General features: G+C 57.2%; 18 protein-coding genes, 2 rRNA genes and 1 riboswitch. Of the genes, 18 read left to right on the top strand and 2 right to left on the bottom strand.

Going from position 1 to position 15,963, the window contains the following annotated elements; translation table 11 throughout:
* Together BMZ79_RS32190 and rrf are read left to right on the top strand one after the other, a co-directional pair.
* A 23S ribosomal RNA gene (locus BMZ79_RS32190) occupies positions 1-93 on the top strand; the annotation flags it as partial.
* A 105-nt stretch (positions 94-198) separates the two neighbouring features.
* Positions 199-315, top strand: a 5S ribosomal RNA gene (rrf, locus tag BMZ79_RS32185).
* 120 nt (positions 316-435) lie between these two features.
* On the opposite strand, the gene BMZ79_RS32180 is transcribed toward rrf, so the two are convergent.
* Complete coding sequence (locus tag BMZ79_RS32180; RefSeq protein ID WP_256253301.1) at positions 436-1,062, bottom strand: transposase; 627 nt, start codon at positions 1,060-1,062, stop codon at positions 436-438.
* Between the two features lie 123 nt (positions 1,063-1,185).
* On the opposite strand from BMZ79_RS32180, the gene BMZ79_RS32175 reads away from it, so the two are divergent.
* The 10 genes from BMZ79_RS32175 (at position 1,186) to rsmI (ending at position 8,660) form a co-directional block, all read left to right on the top strand.
* The gene (locus BMZ79_RS32175; RefSeq protein ID WP_090648959.1) at positions 1,186-1,374 is read left to right on the top strand and encodes a sigma factor G inhibitor Gin; all 189 of its coding nucleotides are present in this window, start codon (positions 1,186-1,188) and stop codon (positions 1,372-1,374) included.
* A 163-nt stretch (positions 1,375-1,537) separates the two neighbouring features.
* Positions 1,538-3,049 carry an aminotransferase class I/II-fold pyridoxal phosphate-dependent enzyme gene (locus tag BMZ79_RS32170; RefSeq protein WP_090648957.1) on the top strand — a complete coding sequence of 504 codons (1,512 nt, stop codon included), beginning with the start codon at positions 1,538-1,540 and terminating at the stop codon, positions 3,047-3,049.
* 65 nt (positions 3,050-3,114) lie between these two features.
* Positions 3,115-3,741 carry a dTMP kinase gene (tmk, locus tag BMZ79_RS32165; protein ID WP_256253298.1) on the top strand — a complete coding sequence of 209 codons (627 nt, stop codon included), beginning with the start codon at positions 3,115-3,117 and terminating at the stop codon, positions 3,739-3,741.
* A 99-nt stretch (positions 3,742-3,840) separates the two neighbouring features.
* Positions 3,841-4,170 (top strand): cyclic-di-AMP receptor, encoded by a 330-nt coding sequence (locus BMZ79_RS32160; RefSeq protein ID WP_090648952.1) that lies wholly within the window; start codon positions 3,841-3,843, stop codon positions 4,168-4,170.
* Between the two features lie 17 nt (positions 4,171-4,187).
* A complete protein-coding gene (locus tag BMZ79_RS32155; RefSeq protein ID WP_090648949.1) occupies positions 4,188-4,631 on the top strand; it encodes a YaaR family protein in 444 nt (147 codons plus the stop codon).
* Between the two features lie 43 nt (positions 4,632-4,674).
* Positions 4,675-5,649 carry a DNA polymerase III subunit delta' gene (gene holB, locus BMZ79_RS32150; RefSeq protein WP_090648947.1) on the top strand — a complete coding sequence of 325 codons (975 nt, stop codon included), beginning with the start codon at positions 4,675-4,677 and terminating at the stop codon, positions 5,647-5,649.
* Between the two features lie 4 nt (positions 5,650-5,653).
* Complete coding sequence (locus BMZ79_RS32145; protein WP_090648944.1) at positions 5,654-6,457, top strand: PSP1 domain-containing protein; 804 nt, start codon at positions 5,654-5,656, stop codon at positions 6,455-6,457.
* 96 nt (positions 6,458-6,553) lie between these two features.
* Complete coding sequence (locus BMZ79_RS32140) at positions 6,554-6,907, top strand: initiation-control protein YabA (protein ID WP_090648981.1); 354 nt, start codon at positions 6,554-6,556, stop codon at positions 6,905-6,907.
* A gap of 77 nt (positions 6,908-6,984) precedes the next feature.
* Positions 6,985-7,770 carry a tRNA1(Val) (adenine(37)-N6)-methyltransferase gene (locus tag BMZ79_RS32135; RefSeq protein ID WP_256253295.1) on the top strand — a complete coding sequence of 262 codons (786 nt, stop codon included), beginning with the start codon at positions 6,985-6,987 and terminating at the stop codon, positions 7,768-7,770.
* Positions 7,767-8,660 carry a 16S rRNA (cytidine(1402)-2'-O)-methyltransferase gene (rsmI, locus tag BMZ79_RS32130; RefSeq protein ID WP_090648942.1) on the top strand — a complete coding sequence of 298 codons (894 nt, stop codon included), beginning with the start codon at positions 7,767-7,769 and terminating at the stop codon, positions 8,658-8,660. The genes BMZ79_RS32135 and rsmI overlap by 4 nt, the downstream gene beginning before the upstream one ends.
* A 138-nt stretch (positions 8,661-8,798) precedes the next feature.
* On the opposite strand, the gene BMZ79_RS32125 is transcribed toward rsmI, so the two are convergent.
* Positions 8,799-9,053, bottom strand: a complete 255-nt coding sequence (locus BMZ79_RS32125) for an AbrB/MazE/SpoVT family DNA-binding domain-containing protein (protein WP_090648939.1) — start codon at positions 9,051-9,053, stop codon at positions 8,799-8,801.
* A gap of 276 nt (positions 9,054-9,329) precedes the next feature.
* Between BMZ79_RS32125 and BMZ79_RS32120 the strand changes: the two genes are divergently transcribed.
* The 6 genes from BMZ79_RS32120 (at position 9,330) to yabG (ending at position 15,837) form a co-directional block, all read left to right on the top strand.
* Positions 9,330-10,646: an HD domain-containing protein gene (locus BMZ79_RS32120; protein ID WP_090648937.1), complete on the top strand. Its 1,317-nt coding sequence runs from the start codon at positions 9,330-9,332 to the stop codon at positions 10,644-10,646.
* Positions 10,647-10,667: 21 nt separating this feature from the next.
* Complete coding sequence (locus BMZ79_RS32115) at positions 10,668-11,432, top strand: TatD family hydrolase (RefSeq protein WP_090648934.1); 765 nt, start codon at positions 10,668-10,670, stop codon at positions 11,430-11,432.
* A 187-nt stretch (positions 11,433-11,619) separates the two neighbouring features.
* Positions 11,620-11,827, top strand: a riboswitch (cyclic di-AMP (ydaO/yuaA leader).
* Positions 11,828-12,199: 372 nt separating this feature from the next.
* The gene (locus tag BMZ79_RS32110) at positions 12,200-13,216 is read left to right on the top strand and encodes a ubiquitin-like domain-containing protein (RefSeq protein WP_371263832.1); all 1,017 of its coding nucleotides are present in this window, start codon (positions 12,200-12,202) and stop codon (positions 13,214-13,216) included.
* 140 nt (positions 13,217-13,356) lie between these two features.
* Positions 13,357-13,917 carry a ribonuclease M5 gene (gene rnmV, locus BMZ79_RS32105; RefSeq protein ID WP_090648929.1) on the top strand — a complete coding sequence of 187 codons (561 nt, stop codon included), beginning with the start codon at positions 13,357-13,359 and terminating at the stop codon, positions 13,915-13,917.
* Positions 13,914-14,810, top strand: a complete 897-nt coding sequence (gene rsmA, locus BMZ79_RS32100) for a 16S rRNA (adenine(1518)-N(6)/adenine(1519)-N(6))-dimethyltransferase RsmA (protein WP_090648926.1) — start codon at positions 13,914-13,916, stop codon at positions 14,808-14,810. The genes rnmV and rsmA overlap by 4 nt, the downstream gene beginning before the upstream one ends.
* 145 nt (positions 14,811-14,955) lie before the next feature.
* Positions 14,956-15,837 carry a sporulation peptidase YabG gene (yabG, locus tag BMZ79_RS32095; RefSeq protein ID WP_090648923.1) on the top strand — a complete coding sequence of 294 codons (882 nt, stop codon included), beginning with the start codon at positions 14,956-14,958 and terminating at the stop codon, positions 15,835-15,837.
* The last annotated feature ends 126 nt before the right edge of the window (positions 15,838-15,963 follow it).

Genomic DNA, 15,963 nt, shown 5'->3' with positions numbered 1-15,963 from the left:
GACCCCTTGAAGACGACGAGGTAGATAGGTTCGAGGTGGAAGCGCAGCAATGCGTGGAGCTGACGAATACTAATCGGTCGAGGGCTTATCCAAGGTACATCGCTTCAGCTAAGCAAGACCTTCGCAAAGGTTCGTATTCAGTTTTCAGGGTGTCAAGCTCTGAGCAAGAATCGCGTTTCCGTTAGCGGAAGACGCCCGTTTGGTGGCGATGGCGGAGGGGAACCACGCGTACCCATCCCGAACACGACCGTTAAGCCCTCCAGCGCCGATGGTACTTGGACCGCAGGGTCCTGGGAGAGTAGGACGTTGCCAAGCACGATGAACCGACTGCTTATGCAGTCGGTTTTTTGTTGTCTTTAATCGATAATGATAAAGAGGCCGGCGTGAACTAAAAAAGAAGCCGGCGCCCATCATCGTTGTTTCACGTGGAACGCGTCAACGATGATAGTAGCTGACCTCATTGGCGGTAATTTTGAGTACGCCGTCTCGTCTGGACTTGCGAAGCTTGCGACTGATGACCAAGCGCGGAGCTAGAAACCAAAGATGACACATGATTAAGCTAATCATTGTCGCCTCGTCCGCCCACGGGTAGAGAATGCCGATCGTGCATAACCCCAGCCACAGAAGGTGGCGGTGCAGCCGGCGAAAGAGGCCGTATTCGATATAAGCGACCGGAATATAGCCGATCCAGATGCCGAGTACTCGCCAGCCCCAGCGCCGGTAGTCCGGTTCATCGACGCGGATTAACGTTAGGCGGATGATTAGGAAATGAATGAACTGGGAGCATAGAATGCCGATTCCGAACGCTTTGACGCCGTCGAGCCGGTACATAAGAACAAGAAAGAGCGCTAAGACGCAGATCGCGCAAAGGTAGCTTCGATATAATTCGTTGCGAACGAACACCTTTTGGATGAGTCGATATTGGTAGATCGTCGCCTTGTCTTGCTCGGCAAGCGCTCCTCGCATCGTTTCAACGCCTTTCGATAATCTACACCATGTATCGGATTTTGACGCCGGAATATGTAGACTTCCTCCGCAAAAGAAGTGCAAGCCTTCGTTCACCAATCTGGGCGTTTCGACATAAACTGTATTACTATTTGAATTCAGCTATGAAAGTCGTATAGGTTGCTAGACTTTGTGGCATACTAGAAGCAATGATGATTTTTTTGGACGAGGTGAAACGAAATGTCGGAAGAAAGGACACCAACGACCTGTATTATTTGCGGAATGGAGAAATGGGAAGGCATGCGTATCATTGACGGGTTTATCTGCGATTCGTGCGAAACGGAAATGGTTCAAACCGACGTGCAGGACGCGAAGTATCCGTTTTTCATTCATCAGCTGAGACGTATTTGGTACCAGAACAATGCCTGAGGCATATGGCTGTACATCCCGTTGATCCCGAATTTTTCTCGCATGCATGCCGCGATCGAGAGAGTTTGGGATTCTTTTTTATCGGGGGAAGGCGAGGGTTTAAGTCAGGCCCGGTATCCGTTATGATGAAGGGATAAACCTGTAGGAACCGGAGGAACGTCCATTGCAACCTCACTTGCAAAAACGATGGCATGCGCCATTATTCGATACGCTGTCCGCGCTGCGGGCTTCCGGGCCGGTCAGTTATCATGTGCCGGGGCATAAATACGGTGCGTCGCTCCCCGACGCAAACGAGTTGCCGATTGAAGCCGCTCGGGCCATGAAGGCCTTGCGCGGAGTCATGGAGCTGGATGTCACGGAGCTGACGCCAACCGATGATTTGCACGCTCCTTCCGGAGTCATAGAGGAAGCTCAACGTTTGGCGGCGGCGACATTCGGGGCCGAGCGGACGTACTTCATCGTGGGCGGCAGCACGGCCGGCAATCTGGCCATGCTGCTTGCCGTTTGCGGGCCGGAAGAGTTGGTTCTCGTTCAGCGCAATGCCCATAAGTCCGTGCTGAACGGGCTGCGGCTTGCGGGCGCGCGAGCGGTCTTTCTAATGCCGGAGACGGATGAGGGCACCGAGCTTCATCTTACCCCTTCGCTCGAGCAGGTGGAGCTGGCGCTGCAGCGATATCCGGAATCGAAAGCCGTCTTTCTCACCAATCCGAGCTATTATGGTCTCAGCGCTTCACTGCAGCCTTATGCGGATCTTATTCACCGGCACGGCAAAATGCTGCTTGTCGACGAAGCCCATGGCGCTCATTACGGACTTCATCCGGCTTTCCCGTCTTCGGCCTTGCAAGATGGCGCAGACGCGGTCGTTCAATCCACGCATAAGACGTTGACGGCGTTGACGATGGGAGCCATGCTGCACGTACAAGGTGATCGAATCGATCGGGATGCGGTGCTGGAGGCACTCCGAATGATTCAGAGCTCCAGTCCTTCCTATCCCATTATGGCTTCGCTTGATATTACCCGGGCAATGATCGACGTCCATAGAAATGGGATGTTCGATCGGGGTTTGGCGGCCGCGGAAGCGGTTCGAGCGTGGATCGGGATGCAGCGCCGGTATGAGTTGGCAGCTCCCCGGCGGGATACCGTAAGAGTGGATCCCCTTCGAATGTCGATTTTTGACCGAACGGGCGCCTTGACCGGATTCGAGCTGCAGCGGCGTCTTGAGGCATATGGCTGCTATGCCGAGATGGCGGATTCTCGTTACGTCGTGCTGTTGTTCGGAATCGGCGCGTCTCTGTCCGACGTGGAGCGGCTGCAGCAGGCGCTAAGCGAAATTGCGGTCGAAACCGAGCAGGAAGGGCTTATGCCGCGCTTTCAATCGAGCAGTCGAATGTTTCCGAACAAGTGGCATACCATCGCGGAGCCTGTTACCTTCGCACGCGCCGGGAAGAGTAGCCGCGGCAGCGACACGGAGCGCATCGCGCTGGATGACGCGAAAGGTCGGATCTCGTCGGAGGCGGTTATTCCTTATCCGCCCGGCATCCCGCTGATTTATGAGGGCGAACGCATCACGGCCGAGACGGTCGCCGTCGTCAAGCAGCTCGTCGCGGACGGGGCCAGATGCCAAGGCGCGGAGGATCCCACGATGCGGACGATCGCGGTTGTCGCGGAGCGGTAGCGCCGTTTACGCGCTATGGTTGGCTTTGTTATGATAGGGGTATTAACAGACAGAGGAGCAGGCTCGTGGAAAATGGGTTGTTTTTGACGATAGAAGGCGGGGAGGGCTCAGGTAAAACGACGCTAATCGACGGCCTGGCGAAATCGCTGCAAGGACTCGGAAAGCAGGTCCTATTCACGCGGGAGCCCGGCGGCATTCCGATCGCCGAGCAAATCCGCGGCGTGGTGCTCGATAAAGCCAACACTGCGATGGACGCGCGAACGGAGGCGCTGCTCTATGCCGCCGCGAGACGCCAGCATCTGGTGGAGAAGGTCTTGCCCGCGCTGGCCAGAGGCGAAATCGTCGTCTGCGATCGGTTTATCGACAGCAGCTTGGCCTATCAGGGCTACGCGCGCGGACTTGGCGTCGAGGAAGTGAGGTCCATTAATGCCTTCGCGATCGGCGAGCATATGCCGGCGCTGACGTTTTGGCTCGATATTTCGCCCGAAGCCGGGTTGGCCCGGATTCATGCGGGAGAAGGCCGGGAGATCAACCGGCTCGACCTGGAAGGCCTCGGGTTCCACGAAGCGGTAAGAGAAGGCTACAGGCGGCTGATGGCTGCCGAACCGGATCGAATCGTGCGCATCGATGCCGGGCAAGCGCCTGAAATGGTGCTTAACGACGTGCTCGCGATTCTAAATGCACGAATTTGAAGGATTATGCTCATTCCGTGTCAAATTATATAGAGCGTCATACTTTCAATAACGTACCGCATGGCATAAAATCGGCAAGCATTATTGGGAGGGAATAGGATGAAATTAGTAATTGCGATTGTTCAAGATAAAGACAGCAACCGTCTGTCGAACGCGCTCGTGCGCGATGGCTTCCGGGCGACGAAGCTGGCCAGTACGGGCGGCTTCCTGCGCGCCGGCAACACGACGTTCATAATCGGGATCGAGGACGAACGGGTGCATGAGGTATTGAACGTGATCCGTTCGAACTGTAAAGTCCGCGACCAGCTCGTGTCTCCCGTATCTCCGATGGGCAGCACCACCGATTCTTACATCCCGTTCCCGGTCGAAGTGCAGGTCGGCGGCGCGGCGGTCTTTGTCGTTCCGGTCGAACGATTCGAACATTTCTGATTGGGCGTGACGAGGCAATGAAAATCAATCCCGGGTGGCGGCCGCTTGGCGCCGATCGTTCGCGTCCGGATACGGGCGCGAAGCCGGCGGCGGTCAAAAGCTTCGCCGACGTCCTGAACGTGCAGGACGAGCAGCGGACGATCGAGCAGCTGCAGGAGAAGCTGAAAGATATTCATAATCAAGGCGAGCGGCTGGCCCGTTCGATGACGGTGAGGGAGCTCAAGCTCTACCGCCAGATGGTCAAGCAATTTCTCGAGGATACCGTTCGGCGGGGCGTCGGGATGAAGGAAACGCGCGGCTTCGACAGGCGGGGCCGCACGAAGCGTTACATGCTGCTCGAGGAAATCGACCAGTCGCTCGTTACCATGGGCGAGGAGCTGCTGGAGAGCGAGGACGGGCGGCTGAAGCTGCTTCAATCGATCGGCGATATCCGCGGTATGCTGATTAATTTGTTTTTCTAAACGGAATTCTTCGTTGTTCTTACGATAGAAAGGACCAGATCCCATGAGCATCGCACAGCTTGCCGGGCAACCTCGGGCAAAGCGGATCTTGCAGCACGCGCTGTCGAGCGGCAAAGTGTCGCATGCCTACTTGTTCAGCGGTCCTCCGGGGAGCGGACGGCTGAAGATGGCGATGGCTTTCGCGAAGGCGCTGTTCTGCGAGCAGGGCGGCGACGACGCCTGTGGCCATTGCCTGGAATGCCGAAAGTTCGAGCACGGCAATCAGCCCGATCTGCACCTCGTCGAGCCCGACGGAAGCTCCATTAAAATCGACCAAATCCGCGAGCTCCAGCGCGAGCTTGCTTATCGCAATATACATGCGTCCCGCAAAGTGTACATCATGCAGCGGGCCGAAACCATGACGCTTCAAGCGGCCAACAGCCTGCTGAAGTTTCTGGAGGAGCCGCAGTCGCCCCTCGTGGCGATTCTCCTCACCGACAACGGACAAGCGATGCTGCCGACCATTCGTTCGCGTACGCAGCTCGTGCCGTTCGTCCCGCTGGCGCCGCAGGATATGCTGCAGGCGCTCGCGGACGAAGGGCATCCCCAGCTGCCGACCCGGGCGGCCGTTCAACTGGCTTCGGGCCTAGACGCCTGCCGGGCGCTTATCCAGCAGAATGGGTTTGCAGAAATGAGAAACGTAGTGATACAATTGGGAAAGGACAGTCTGAACCGGTTCACCGCCGCGATGCTGTCCCTGCAGCAAATCATGAAGACGGAGCTTGTGGAGCAACCGCAGCTTCTTTTGTCCTTATTGGCGCTGTGGTATAAAGATATGATTCATTTCCAGGCCGGAAGACAGGAATCGCTCGTTTTTATAGATCAGCTAGATTGGATCGGCAAACATGCCTACGCACGTCCGGCGGAAGGCTGGGTGGCGTGCATGGAGCACACGCTGGAGGCGGGCAAACGCATACGCGCGCACGTATCGCCGCAATTGGCGCTCGAGCAGCTGCTGATCCGCGTACAGGAGGGGTGAATACTTGTATACCGTCGTTGGTGTCCGCTTCAAGAAAGCGGGCAAAATCTATTATTTCGATCCCGTCGAGTTCCGGATCGATAAAGAACAGTGCGTCATCGTCGAGACGGCCAGAGGGATCGAGTACGGCAAAGTCGTGGTCGGGCCGAAGCAGGTCGGCGAGTCGGACGTGGTCCTGCCGCTGAAGAAGGTCATCCGCATCGCCGGCGATAACGACGCCAAGGTCGTGGAAGAGAATAAAGCGGCCGCGCGCAACGCGTTCGCGACGTGCCTGGAGAAAATCCGCGACCATCAGCTGAAGATGAAGCTGGTCGACGTCGAGTTTACGTTCGACCGCAATAAGATCATCTTTTACTTTACGGCCGAAGGACGCGTCGATTTCCGCGAATTGGTCAAAGACTTGGCCAGCGTGTTCCGTACCCGGATCGAGCTTCGTCAGATCGGCGTCCGCGACGAGGCGAAAATGCTCGGCGGCATCGGACCTTGCGGCCGCGTGCTTTGCTGCTCGACCTGGCTCGGCGATTTCGAGCCGGTATCGATCAAGATGGCGAAGGACCAGAACCTGTCGCTCAACCCGACGAAAATTTCCGGTCTATGCGGCCGGTTGATGTGCTGCTTGAAATACGAGCACGATAATTACGAAAGCGTTCGCGAGGAGCTGCCGGCCGTCGGCAAAATCGTCGTCACGTCCTACGGCGAAGGCAAAGTTACGGGAATCAACGCTGGCTCCAAATCGGTTTATGTCCAACTGTTCGACGTAGGCGGCAAACCGAAGGAATTGCCGCTTGACGACGTGATCGTCAAGTAAGGCCGATCGGCCGTTGTGAAATCCGAAGCTGCTTCGCCTTGGGGTGGAAACTTGAAAAAAGACATTTTTAACGAGATCAGCAACTTGGAAGCGCACATGGGCAGCTTGTATACGGAACTCGGCGCCATGAAACAGAAGATCAAGGCGCTGCTTGAAGAGAATAACCGGCTCAGCATAGAAAACGGCCAGCTGCGCAAAGTATTGAAGCGGGAGACCGCCATCCATGCGCCGCAACCGAAGCCGGAGCCGGTCGTCGTTCACGAAGAGGAGGTGCGCGACGAACCGGACGAAGCGCCCGTATTGACGGGAGACCCTATTGCGGTCGGGCAAGGATACGACAATTTGGCGCGGTTGTACCATGAGGGTTTTCATATTTGCAATTTGTATTATGGGCATTTGCGCACGGAGGGCGACTGCTTGTTCTGCCTTTCGTTTTTGAATAAGGATTGAACGACAAGACCCTCTGACACAGGGTCTTGTTTGCATAGAACGGCATCTACCGATACTTAAGTAAGGGGCAGGGGAACGTGGGTAAAGAAGTGGTATTGGCGCCGGGCGAGAGGCTCGACGATCTACTGACGCATCAGTTGCATATCATTCAGAGCCGGGAGGTGTTCAGCTTCTCGATGGACGCGGTGCTGCTGGCCCGGTTCGCGGCGGTTCCGCCCCGCGGAAGGATCCTCGACCTGTGCAGCGGCAACGGCGTGATTCCGCTGCTGCTGACGACGCGGACGAAGGCGCTGATCGACGCGGTCGAAATTCAGCCGCGGCTTGCGGACATGGCGCGCCGGAGCATCGCGGCGAACGGCCTGGAAGACCGGATTACGGTCATTGAAGGCGATCTGCGCGAATTCCATAAGCGGCAGGGGCACGGCATCTACGACGTCGTGACGGTCAATCCGCCGTACATGCCGGCCGGAACCGGCGATCAGAACGAGAACGAGCACGTTGCGATGGCCCGTCATGAACGCAACGGCACGCTGGACGATATCGTGGCGGCTTGCGCGCGCCTGGTACGGGCCGGGGGGCGCATCGCCATGGTGCACCGGCCGTCGCGCTTGGTCGAGATCCTGGAAACGATGCGCAAATGGAAGCTGGAGCCGAAACGGATGCGGTTCGTCCATCCGAACGCGGAGGCCGAAGCCAACATGGTGCTTATCGAAGCGACCCGGGATGGCAAGCCCGAACTGCGCATGCTCCCGCCGCTGATCGTGTATAACGCGCAGCATCAATATAATGAAGAGATCATGCAGATCTATTACGGCAACCGGGCAGAGCCCGCGGCATCGCAGAAGGAGAAGACAAGCCCATGAACGTACAGCGGAGCTTTCACCCCGCGGAGAAGGACCCGTCGACCGGCACGCTGTATCTGGTCGGAACCCCGATCGGCAATCTCGAGGACATGACGTTCCGGGCGATCCGCATCTTGAAGGAGGTCGACCTGATCGCCGCGGAAGATACGCGGCAGACCCGCAAGCTGCTCGCGCACTTCGAAATCAACGGTCGGCTGGTCAGTTATCATGAACATAATAAGGATGCCAGCGGTCCGGAATTGATCCGGCTCTTGGAAACCGGCCAGTCGATCGCGCTCGTCAGCGACGCGGGGATGCCGGCGATCTCGGACCCGGGCGCGGACTTGGCCGCCGCCGCGGCGGAGCGGGGGATCGCGGTCGTGCCGATACCGGGTGCGAACGCGGCGCTATCGGCCTTGGTCGTCTCGGGGCTGCCGACGGAGAAGTTTCTGTTCGCGGGGTTTCCGCCGCGGGACCGCAAGCCGCTGGTCGCCTGGCTGACCCGGCTGCAGCGTTACGAAGAGACGCTGATTTGCTATGAATCGCCGCATCGGATCGCCAAAACGCTGCCCGTCATGCTGGAGCAGTGGGGCGACCGCCGCATGGCGATGGTCCGGGAGTTGACCAAGCGGCACGAAGAGATAGCCCGCGGTACGATTACGGATTGTGTCTCGTGGTTGGAGGAGCACCCGCCGCTAGGCGAGTATTGCCTCGTCATCGAGGGGATGAGCGAATCGGAAGCGGCCCAGATCCGGGAGGAAGAAGGCGCCTGGTGGACGGCGCTGAGTCTCGAGGAGCATGTCGCCCGGTACGAGGCGGAGAGCGGCGACCGCAAGGAGGCCATTAAACGCGCGGCTCAGGACCGGGGACTGCAGAAGCGCGACGTCTATAATGAAGTGATGAAAAAGTAGGCTCATTCCATAGGGCTAAAAACAAAAAAAGACCTTCCTGGCCGGGTTCTGGCGCAGGAAGGCATCAAGGAGTATTAAAAAGGTTAGAATTAACAAATTGGATAATACCATTATAACCTATAAATTTCGATTTGTCTCTTATTTTGTAACAGGAGTTGGCATTTCCGTCAAACAAACGTTGCAGACGATTTTGCCTTTGAAATACGCCACGTTCTCCGCATTGCCGCAGAAGATGCAAGCCGGCTCGTATTTCTTCAGCATGATCCGTTCGCCGTCCACGTAAATTTCCAACGCGTCCTTCTCTCCGATGCCGAGCGTGCGGCGCAATTCGATCGGGATGACAACCCGCCCGAGCTCATCAACTTTCCGAACGATACCTGTGGATTTCATCATATTGGTCGCTCCCTTTCCTATTCAATCATGTCGTCACGATTCGACAAAATTCTATCATTTAATGTCTTAATAATACCAACGTTTCCCAAAATAGTCAACCCGATCGGAGAGTCCGGCAAGTGCCGTAATGACGACGATTTCACGTCACTAATGTATTCCGTTATACTTCATATAGTACAACAAGGGCGGTCAGATTGGAAATAGAGTCATGACATAATTCGACATGTAAATTGATAAATATGTCGAAATTACGAACAGTTGGGAGTGAGCGAAACAATGAGCAACGACCAAGCCCAAGTACGTCTGCCCGAAGAAAAAGTCTTCAAGGATCCGGTACACAAGTACATTTACGTACAAGATTCCTTGATTTGGAACTTAATCAACACGCGGGAATTCCAACGCTTGCGGCGCATCCGCCAGCTGGGCACCTCGTACCTGACCTTCCACGGAGCGGAGCACAGCCGATTTTCGCATTCTCTCGGCGTCTATGAGATTACCCGCAAAATCATCTCGCAATTCGAACGCAGCGGCTATTCCGGCTGGCCGAAGGAAGAGAAGCTCGTCGCCCTCTGCGCGGCGCTCCTGCACGACATCGGCCACGGTCCGTTCTCCCACTCCATCGAAGACGTATTCGACACCCATCATGAAGCGTGGACCTGCCGGATGCTTCGGGAGGACACGGAGATCAACCGCGTGCTCCGCGACTTCGATCCGTCTTACCCGGAGCGGGTGGCCGACGTCATCTGCAAAACGTATCACGAGCCGATCGTAGTGTCGTTGGTGTCCAGTCAAATGGATGCGGATCGGATGGACTACTTGCTGCGGGATGCTTATTTTACGGGGGTCAACTACGGTACTTTCGATTTGGAGCGGATCCTGCGCGTCCTGCGGCCGCATCAAGGACGGATCGTCGTCAAGGAAAGCGGCATGCACGCGATCGAGGATTATCTCATGTCCCGGTATCAAATGTACTGGCAGGTGTATTTCCATCCGGTTACGCGAAGCTCGGAAATCATACTCCGCCAAATATTTCGCAGAGCCAAGGAATTATACGGGGGCGGGTATACGTTCGGTTGGATGATGGAGCCGCTCGAAAAGCTCATCTCCGGCAACATCGGCATCGAAGCTTACCTCGCGCTGGACGAGGCGCTCGTGCAGGCGGCGTTCTCCGCCTGGTCGCACGAAACGGATCCGATTCTCGCCGATCTATGCCGTCGGTTCTTGAATCGAAGATTATATAAGTACGTGACGATGGACGGACCCGACGAGCAGCTGTGGAACGACATTCGGGCGCAATTCCGCGCGATCGGGCTGAATCCCGACTATCACTTGGAAATTGACTTTCCGTACGACATGCCCTACCATGTGTATCGTCCCGGCTCGCCCGGTCCGGCGGACAATGAAGAAAAACCGCCGATTTTGCTCCTGTCGGGCGACGACCGGCTTTCGGAAATTTCCGGCCGATCCGATATCGTCCGTTCGATCACGGGGATTCATCAAGGGAAGTACCATTTATATTACCCGGAAGAGCCGCTGCTTGAATCAGCGCACCGCTTGTCCGCGAACATACGCGAATTATTTGGTTTAATGTAGAAAGGGGTTGCGCAAGACGTGATGTTAATCGACACGCATACGCATTTGGACTCGCCGAAATTCGACGAAGACCGCGAGGCGGTCATCGAACGGGCTCTTGAAGCCGGCGTACATACGCTCGTCAATATCGGCTTTAACCGGGAGACGATTCCGACCACCATGGCGCTGGCCGAGCGCTATCCGTTCATCTACGCGGTCGTCGGTTGGCACCCCGTGGACAGCATCGACATGACGCCGGCGGATCTCGAATGGATCGCCTCGCTGCTCGAGCATCCGAAGGTCGTGGCGCTCGGCGAGATCGGCCTCGACTACCATTGGGATACGTCGCCGAAAGACGTGCAGCAGCGCGTCTTCCGCCAGCAGATCGCGCTCGCCAAGGAGAAGCGCAAGCCGATCGTCATCCACAACCGCGACGCGCACGAAGACGTCGTGCGGATTCTTCGCGAGGAAGGCGCAAGCGAGGTCGGGGGGATCATGCACTGCTACTCCGGCAGCTGGGAAACCGCGAAGCAGTGCCTCGACATGAACTTCTATATCTCCTTCGGGGGACCGCTTACATTCCAGAACGCGCGGGTTCCGAAAGAGGTCATGGCCAGGGTGCCGCTCGACCGGTTGCTAATCGAAACGGACGCGCCGTATTTGGCGCCGCACCCCCATCGCGGGAAGCGGAATGAATCGTCCTTCGTCCGTCTTGTAGCAAATGCAATGGCGGAAATTTCAGGGAAATCTGTGGAAGAAATCGCCAAAATCACGACCGAAAACGCAAAGAGATGTTTTGGAATCTGATGAAAACGTGACGATGCGTTAGATTTCGGGGGAAATCCGGTGAAAAAAATGATTTTTCATCCGCGAATCGCTGGAATAGCTCGGAATTTTCCTTGAAATTCGTGAAAATCGTCATTAATCAGTTCTTTACAATGAGCGGCGGTAGACGGTATGATTCATCTCAGAGCAACAAAAGCTGTATTCCTTTTCCAAATCATCGCTTAATCTCCGGCTACCGGAGAGCGGGGGAACCACTTGCCTGAAACTGTTTGTAGCAATCGAACAGCGGAAGCAACGGAATTCTCTAGGGGTGAATTTCGCCGATGGACGCGCATGACCGGGCGTCGCGAAGCGAATAGGGCGACTCTCGCGCCCGAATCCGACAGCTAACCTCGCAAGCGTACATAAGAGAGATCAACCTCGTGCATGCAACATCACGCTGCCATTTATCCGAATGGGAAGCCACGAAACAGATCCTCTGTCGTCGGGCTTCTCTTTTTTGTTTGAATATTGCGTAAACTGACGACATAGGGTGTATGGTGGAGGTGGGGCCGAGGCGGAGTACGAAAAAAGCGTGCGTTCGCACGCCAATACTCTATAGTCGCGTCTAAGTATCATGTTTACAAAGGCGGCGGGGCTATGTAAGGAGGACCGAAGAAGTGGGAGCACTCCAGTTAAAGGACACCCATGGGAAACGATCATCCAGCATGTCTTTCGCATTGCGATGGAAGCATGAGAATGTGCGTTTAATTGTACTGAGCGCCATGATCTCAATCGCTATGACTTTCATGTTTCTGGTGTTGTTGTACGGAACGGCTGACAAGCATGTCTCCGTAGTATTGAACGGACGAGAAACCATTGTCTCCACGAAGCAATGGGTCCTTCAACGCCTACTGGATGAACAAGCCATCACCATCGGCCCGCACGATAAAGTGTCGATGCCGCTGGACGGCGGCATAAGCGACGGCGACCGGATCGTGATCGATCGGGCCATCCCGCTTACGGTGAAGGCAGACGGCAAAGCAAGAACGTTGTACACGACAGAGAAAACGGTACAAGCGGCGATCGATCAGGCTGATATAGAGGTTCGCGGCCTAGACAAGGTGTATCCTTCGTCCGGGGCTGCGCTCCAACCGAACATGACCATCACGGTCACCCGGATCGACAAGAAATATTCCGAGACTTCGTACGACGTTCCGTTCACGGTCGTGAAGAAGAACGATCCGAAGCTCGCGGTCGGGAAGCAGAAGCTTGTCCGGCAAGGCCAGCAGGGTAAAGTGGTCAAACGCTACGAGACGGTATTCGCGGACGGCGTGGCGGTGTCGCAGACGCTCGTCGAGAAAATGACGCCGCAGCCGGCGGTCGATAAAGTCGTCTCCATCGGAACGATGAAGCCCGAACCGAAGGTGACGATGCTGTCGGCCAGCGCCGGGGCATCGAGCTACACGAAGCGGGGCGTCACGTTCAACGCCAAGAAGGTCATGCGGAACTTCACGCTGACGGCGTATTCGGCGGGCGTGGCTTCGACGGGCAAAGGCAAAGGCCATCCGGAATACGGCATCACCGCTTCGGGTACGCGCGTCCAGGAAGGCCGCACGATCGCGGTCGATCCGAAGGTCATTCCGATCGGCTGGTGGGTCTACATCGAGGGCATCGGCTTCCGCCGCGCGGAAGACACGGGCAGCGCCGTCAAAGGCAATAAGATCGACGTGTATTTCGACAGCGAGTCGTACGCCGACCGGTTCGGCCTGAAACGGGGCTACACGGTCTACGTGCTGGGACCGAAAAAGCCGGAGTCTCTGTAAGAAACCCGGTCATCCCCGTTCGTTTATCGGAAAGCCATCTACTTGATTCATATCGTAATTCATGATTAAATATGCCATGATAAGAAGAGGCGACGCCTCTTCTTTTTATTGTTTGTCTAACGGGAAGGAATGGAGCTTCCATGATTAAGGAAATCATCGTCGTCGAAGGCAAGGACGACTCGGTCGCCGTCAAGCGGGCCGTCGAGGCCGAGACGATCGAGACCGGCGGTTCCGCCATCGGCGAGGCGGTGCTCCGCCGCATCGAGCTCGCGCAGCAGCGCCGCGGCGTGATCATCTTCACGGATCCCGACCACGCGGGCGAGCGGATCCGCAAAATCGTCGCGCGGCGCGTGCCGGGCTGCAAGCATGCGTTCCTGCCGCAGGAGCAGGCGCTGTACAAAGGCGACATCGGCGTCGAGAACGCGTCGCCCGAGGCAATCCGCCACGCGCTGGCCAATCTGCGAACGGAAGCGGCCGACGGCGAAGGCGGGCTGGCGGAAGTGACGATGGAGGATCTCATGCAGGCGGGGCTGCTCGTTCACCCGCAAGCGTCCGAGCGGCGGCTGAAGATGGGCAATCTGCTCGGCATCGGCTATGCCAACGGCAAGCAGTTCTATAAACGATGCTCCACGTTCCGGATCACGCGCGACGAATTCCTGCGCGCGCTGCAGGCGATGGAGAGCGAAGGAGAATCGTCATGACAGAAGGCACGAGAACGGTCCAGGACGTCGGTTCGCCCAGACGGACGAAGGACATCATCGCCAAATACGGCTTTACGTTCAAGAAGAGCCTCGGTCAGAACTTCCTGATCGATCAAAATATTTTGCGCAAGATCGTCGGCGCGGCGGAGCTGGACGAGACGAAGGGCGCGCTCGAGATCGGCCCGGGCATCGGCGCGCTGACGCAGCAGCTGGCGCACGAAGCGGGCCGCGTGACGGCCGTCGAGATCGACAACCGGCTCATCCCGATTTTGCGCGACGTGCTGGCGGAGACGCCGAACGTCCACGTCGAGCACGGGGACGTGCTGAAGCTCGACCTGCGCGCGCTGATGGAGCGGCAGTTCGCGGGCCTCTCCGGCGTCAGCGTCGTCGCGAATTTGCCGTATTACGTCACCACGCCGATTCTGATGAAGCTGCTCGAAGAGAAGCTGCCGCTCGAGCATATCGTCGTCATGATCCAGAAGGAAGTCGCGGAGCGAATGGCCGCCAAGCCGGGCGGCAAGGAGTATGGCAGCCTCAGCGTGGCCGTCCAGTATTATTGCGTGCCGGAGCTCGTCTGCATCGTCCCGCACACCGTGTTCATTCCGCAGCCGAACGTCGACTCCGCGGTCATCAAGCTGTCGCTGCGGGACAAGCCGGCGGTCGAGGTCGAAGACGAGGCGTTCTTCTTCCGGACCGTGCAGGCCTGCTTCGCGCAGCGCCGCAAGACGATCGCGAACAACCTGACCGCGTTCGTCGGAAAGGCGAACCGCGAACGGATCGCGCCGCTGCTGGAGAGCTGCGGGATCGACCCGAGCCGGCGCGGCGAGACGTTGTCGCTGGCCGAATTCGCGGCGCTGAGCGAGGCGCTGCGGCAGGCGGGCCTGCCCGCTTAAGAATGCCGCTTAAGCCTGCCTGCCGCTTAAGTCTCACCGGGCGTAATTAGGCCGTTAGGCGGGCCAAGGCCCCTCGCAAAAGATGACGAAGAAGCGCACCTTCGGGGGCGTCTCCCCATAGGATAGACGAAGAGGTGATATGCCCATGATGCAAGGGGACCTGGTCGTCCGCAAATCCTATGGCGGGGACGTCCTTTTTCGTGTTGCGATAATCGAAGAACACACAGCCGTGCTGAGAGGCACCGACTACCGGCTGCTGGCCGACGCGCCGCTGAACGACTTATCCGTGGTAAAGGACGGCGATGGCGACTTGCCGGTCGCGATCCGGCAGGCGCGGCTGTTGGCCGGCGAATCGACGCAGCGGATGCAGGAGGAGCGGCAGCAGCAGATCATCCAGCGGGAGCTGCTGCGGGCGCAGAATCAGAGCCAACCGTATTTCGACGTGCCCGGCAAGGTGCTTCACCTGGACGGGGACGGCAATTATATGAAGAAGAGCATGCAGCTGTACACGCAAATGCGGGTGCCGGCTCACGGCCTGTACGTGCACGAGTCGCAGATGGCCGACGCCGTCTATCGGCTGCTGCCGCAGATCAAGCCGGACATCGTCGTGATCACCGGTCATGACGGCGTGCTCCGAAACCGCGAACAGAACGATCTGAACAACCTCGCCTCCTACAAAAATTCGCAAAATTTCGTGGATGCGGTCCGGGTCGCCCGGGACTACGAGAAGAGCCGGGACGGACTCGTCGTCGTGGCGGGGGCATGCCAGTCCCACTACGAGGCGCTGCTGCAGTCGGGCTCGAATTTTGCCAGCTCGCCGGGAAGGGTGCTGATTCACGCGCTCGATCCGGTCTACGTGGCGATCAAAGCGAGCTATACCCCGATCAGCGAGACGATTAATCTGCCGGACGTGGTTCATGGGACGATCAGCGGCATTGACGGCGTGGGCGGCATCGAGACGTTCGGCAAGTACCGGGTCGGGCTGCCGAAGCCCCGGACGCTGACGGGCGTAAAAGCGACCGTATAAGAATGGCGGCATCGGATACACTAAACAATGGGCATGGAGTCGTCACGATTTTTTATATTGACAATTTATTAAAGCCACTGTTATAATTGAATTTTTTTGACAAATCACCTCTTCTCCGTTATAATG

The organism is Paenibacillus sp. UNC496MF, from assembly GCF_900113915.1.
In the GTDB taxonomy this organism is placed as follows: Bacteria; Bacillota; Bacilli; order Paenibacillales; family Paenibacillaceae; genus Paenibacillus_Z; species Paenibacillus_Z artemisiicola.
The sequence above is the reverse complement of the archived record's forward strand: the minus strand, read 5'-3'. Positions and strand labels throughout refer to the sequence as shown.

Excerpts from the sequence above, each read along its gene's own strand:
- BMZ79_RS32175 (WP_090648959.1), top strand. The coding sequence starts at position 1,186 with ATGTCGGAAGAAAGGACACCAACGACCTGTATTATTTGCGGAATGGAG.
- BMZ79_RS32160 (WP_090648952.1), top strand. The coding sequence starts at position 3,841 with ATGAAATTAGTAATTGCGATTGTTCAAGATAAAGACAGCAACCGTCTG.
- BMZ79_RS32155 (WP_090648949.1), top strand. The coding sequence starts at position 4,188 with ATGAAAATCAATCCCGGGTGGCGGCCGCTTGGCGCCGATCGTTCGCGT.
- holB (WP_090648947.1), top strand. The coding sequence starts at position 4,675 with ATGAGCATCGCACAGCTTGCCGGGCAACCTCGGGCAAAGCGGATCTTG.
- BMZ79_RS32140 (WP_090648981.1), top strand. The coding sequence starts at position 6,554 with ATGGGCAGCTTGTATACGGAACTCGGCGCCATGAAACAGAAGATCAAG.
- rsmI (WP_090648942.1), top strand. The coding sequence starts at position 7,767 with ATGAACGTACAGCGGAGCTTTCACCCCGCGGAGAAGGACCCGTCGACC.
- BMZ79_RS32125 (WP_090648939.1), bottom strand. The coding sequence starts at position 9,053 with ATGATGAAATCCACAGGTATCGTTCGGAAAGTTGATGAGCTCGGGCGG.
- BMZ79_RS32120 (WP_090648937.1), top strand. The coding sequence starts at position 9,330 with ATGAGCAACGACCAAGCCCAAGTACGTCTGCCCGAAGAAAAAGTCTTC.
- BMZ79_RS32115 (WP_090648934.1), top strand. The coding sequence starts at position 10,668 with ATGTTAATCGACACGCATACGCATTTGGACTCGCCGAAATTCGACGAA.
- BMZ79_RS32110 (WP_371263832.1), top strand. The coding sequence starts at position 12,200 with ATGTTTCTGGTGTTGTTGTACGGAACGGCTGACAAGCATGTCTCCGTA.
- rnmV (WP_090648929.1), top strand. The coding sequence starts at position 13,357 with ATGATTAAGGAAATCATCGTCGTCGAAGGCAAGGACGACTCGGTCGCC.
- rsmA (WP_090648926.1), top strand. The coding sequence starts at position 13,914 with ATGACAGAAGGCACGAGAACGGTCCAGGACGTCGGTTCGCCCAGACGG.
- yabG (WP_090648923.1), top strand. The coding sequence starts at position 14,956 with ATGATGCAAGGGGACCTGGTCGTCCGCAAATCCTATGGCGGGGACGTC.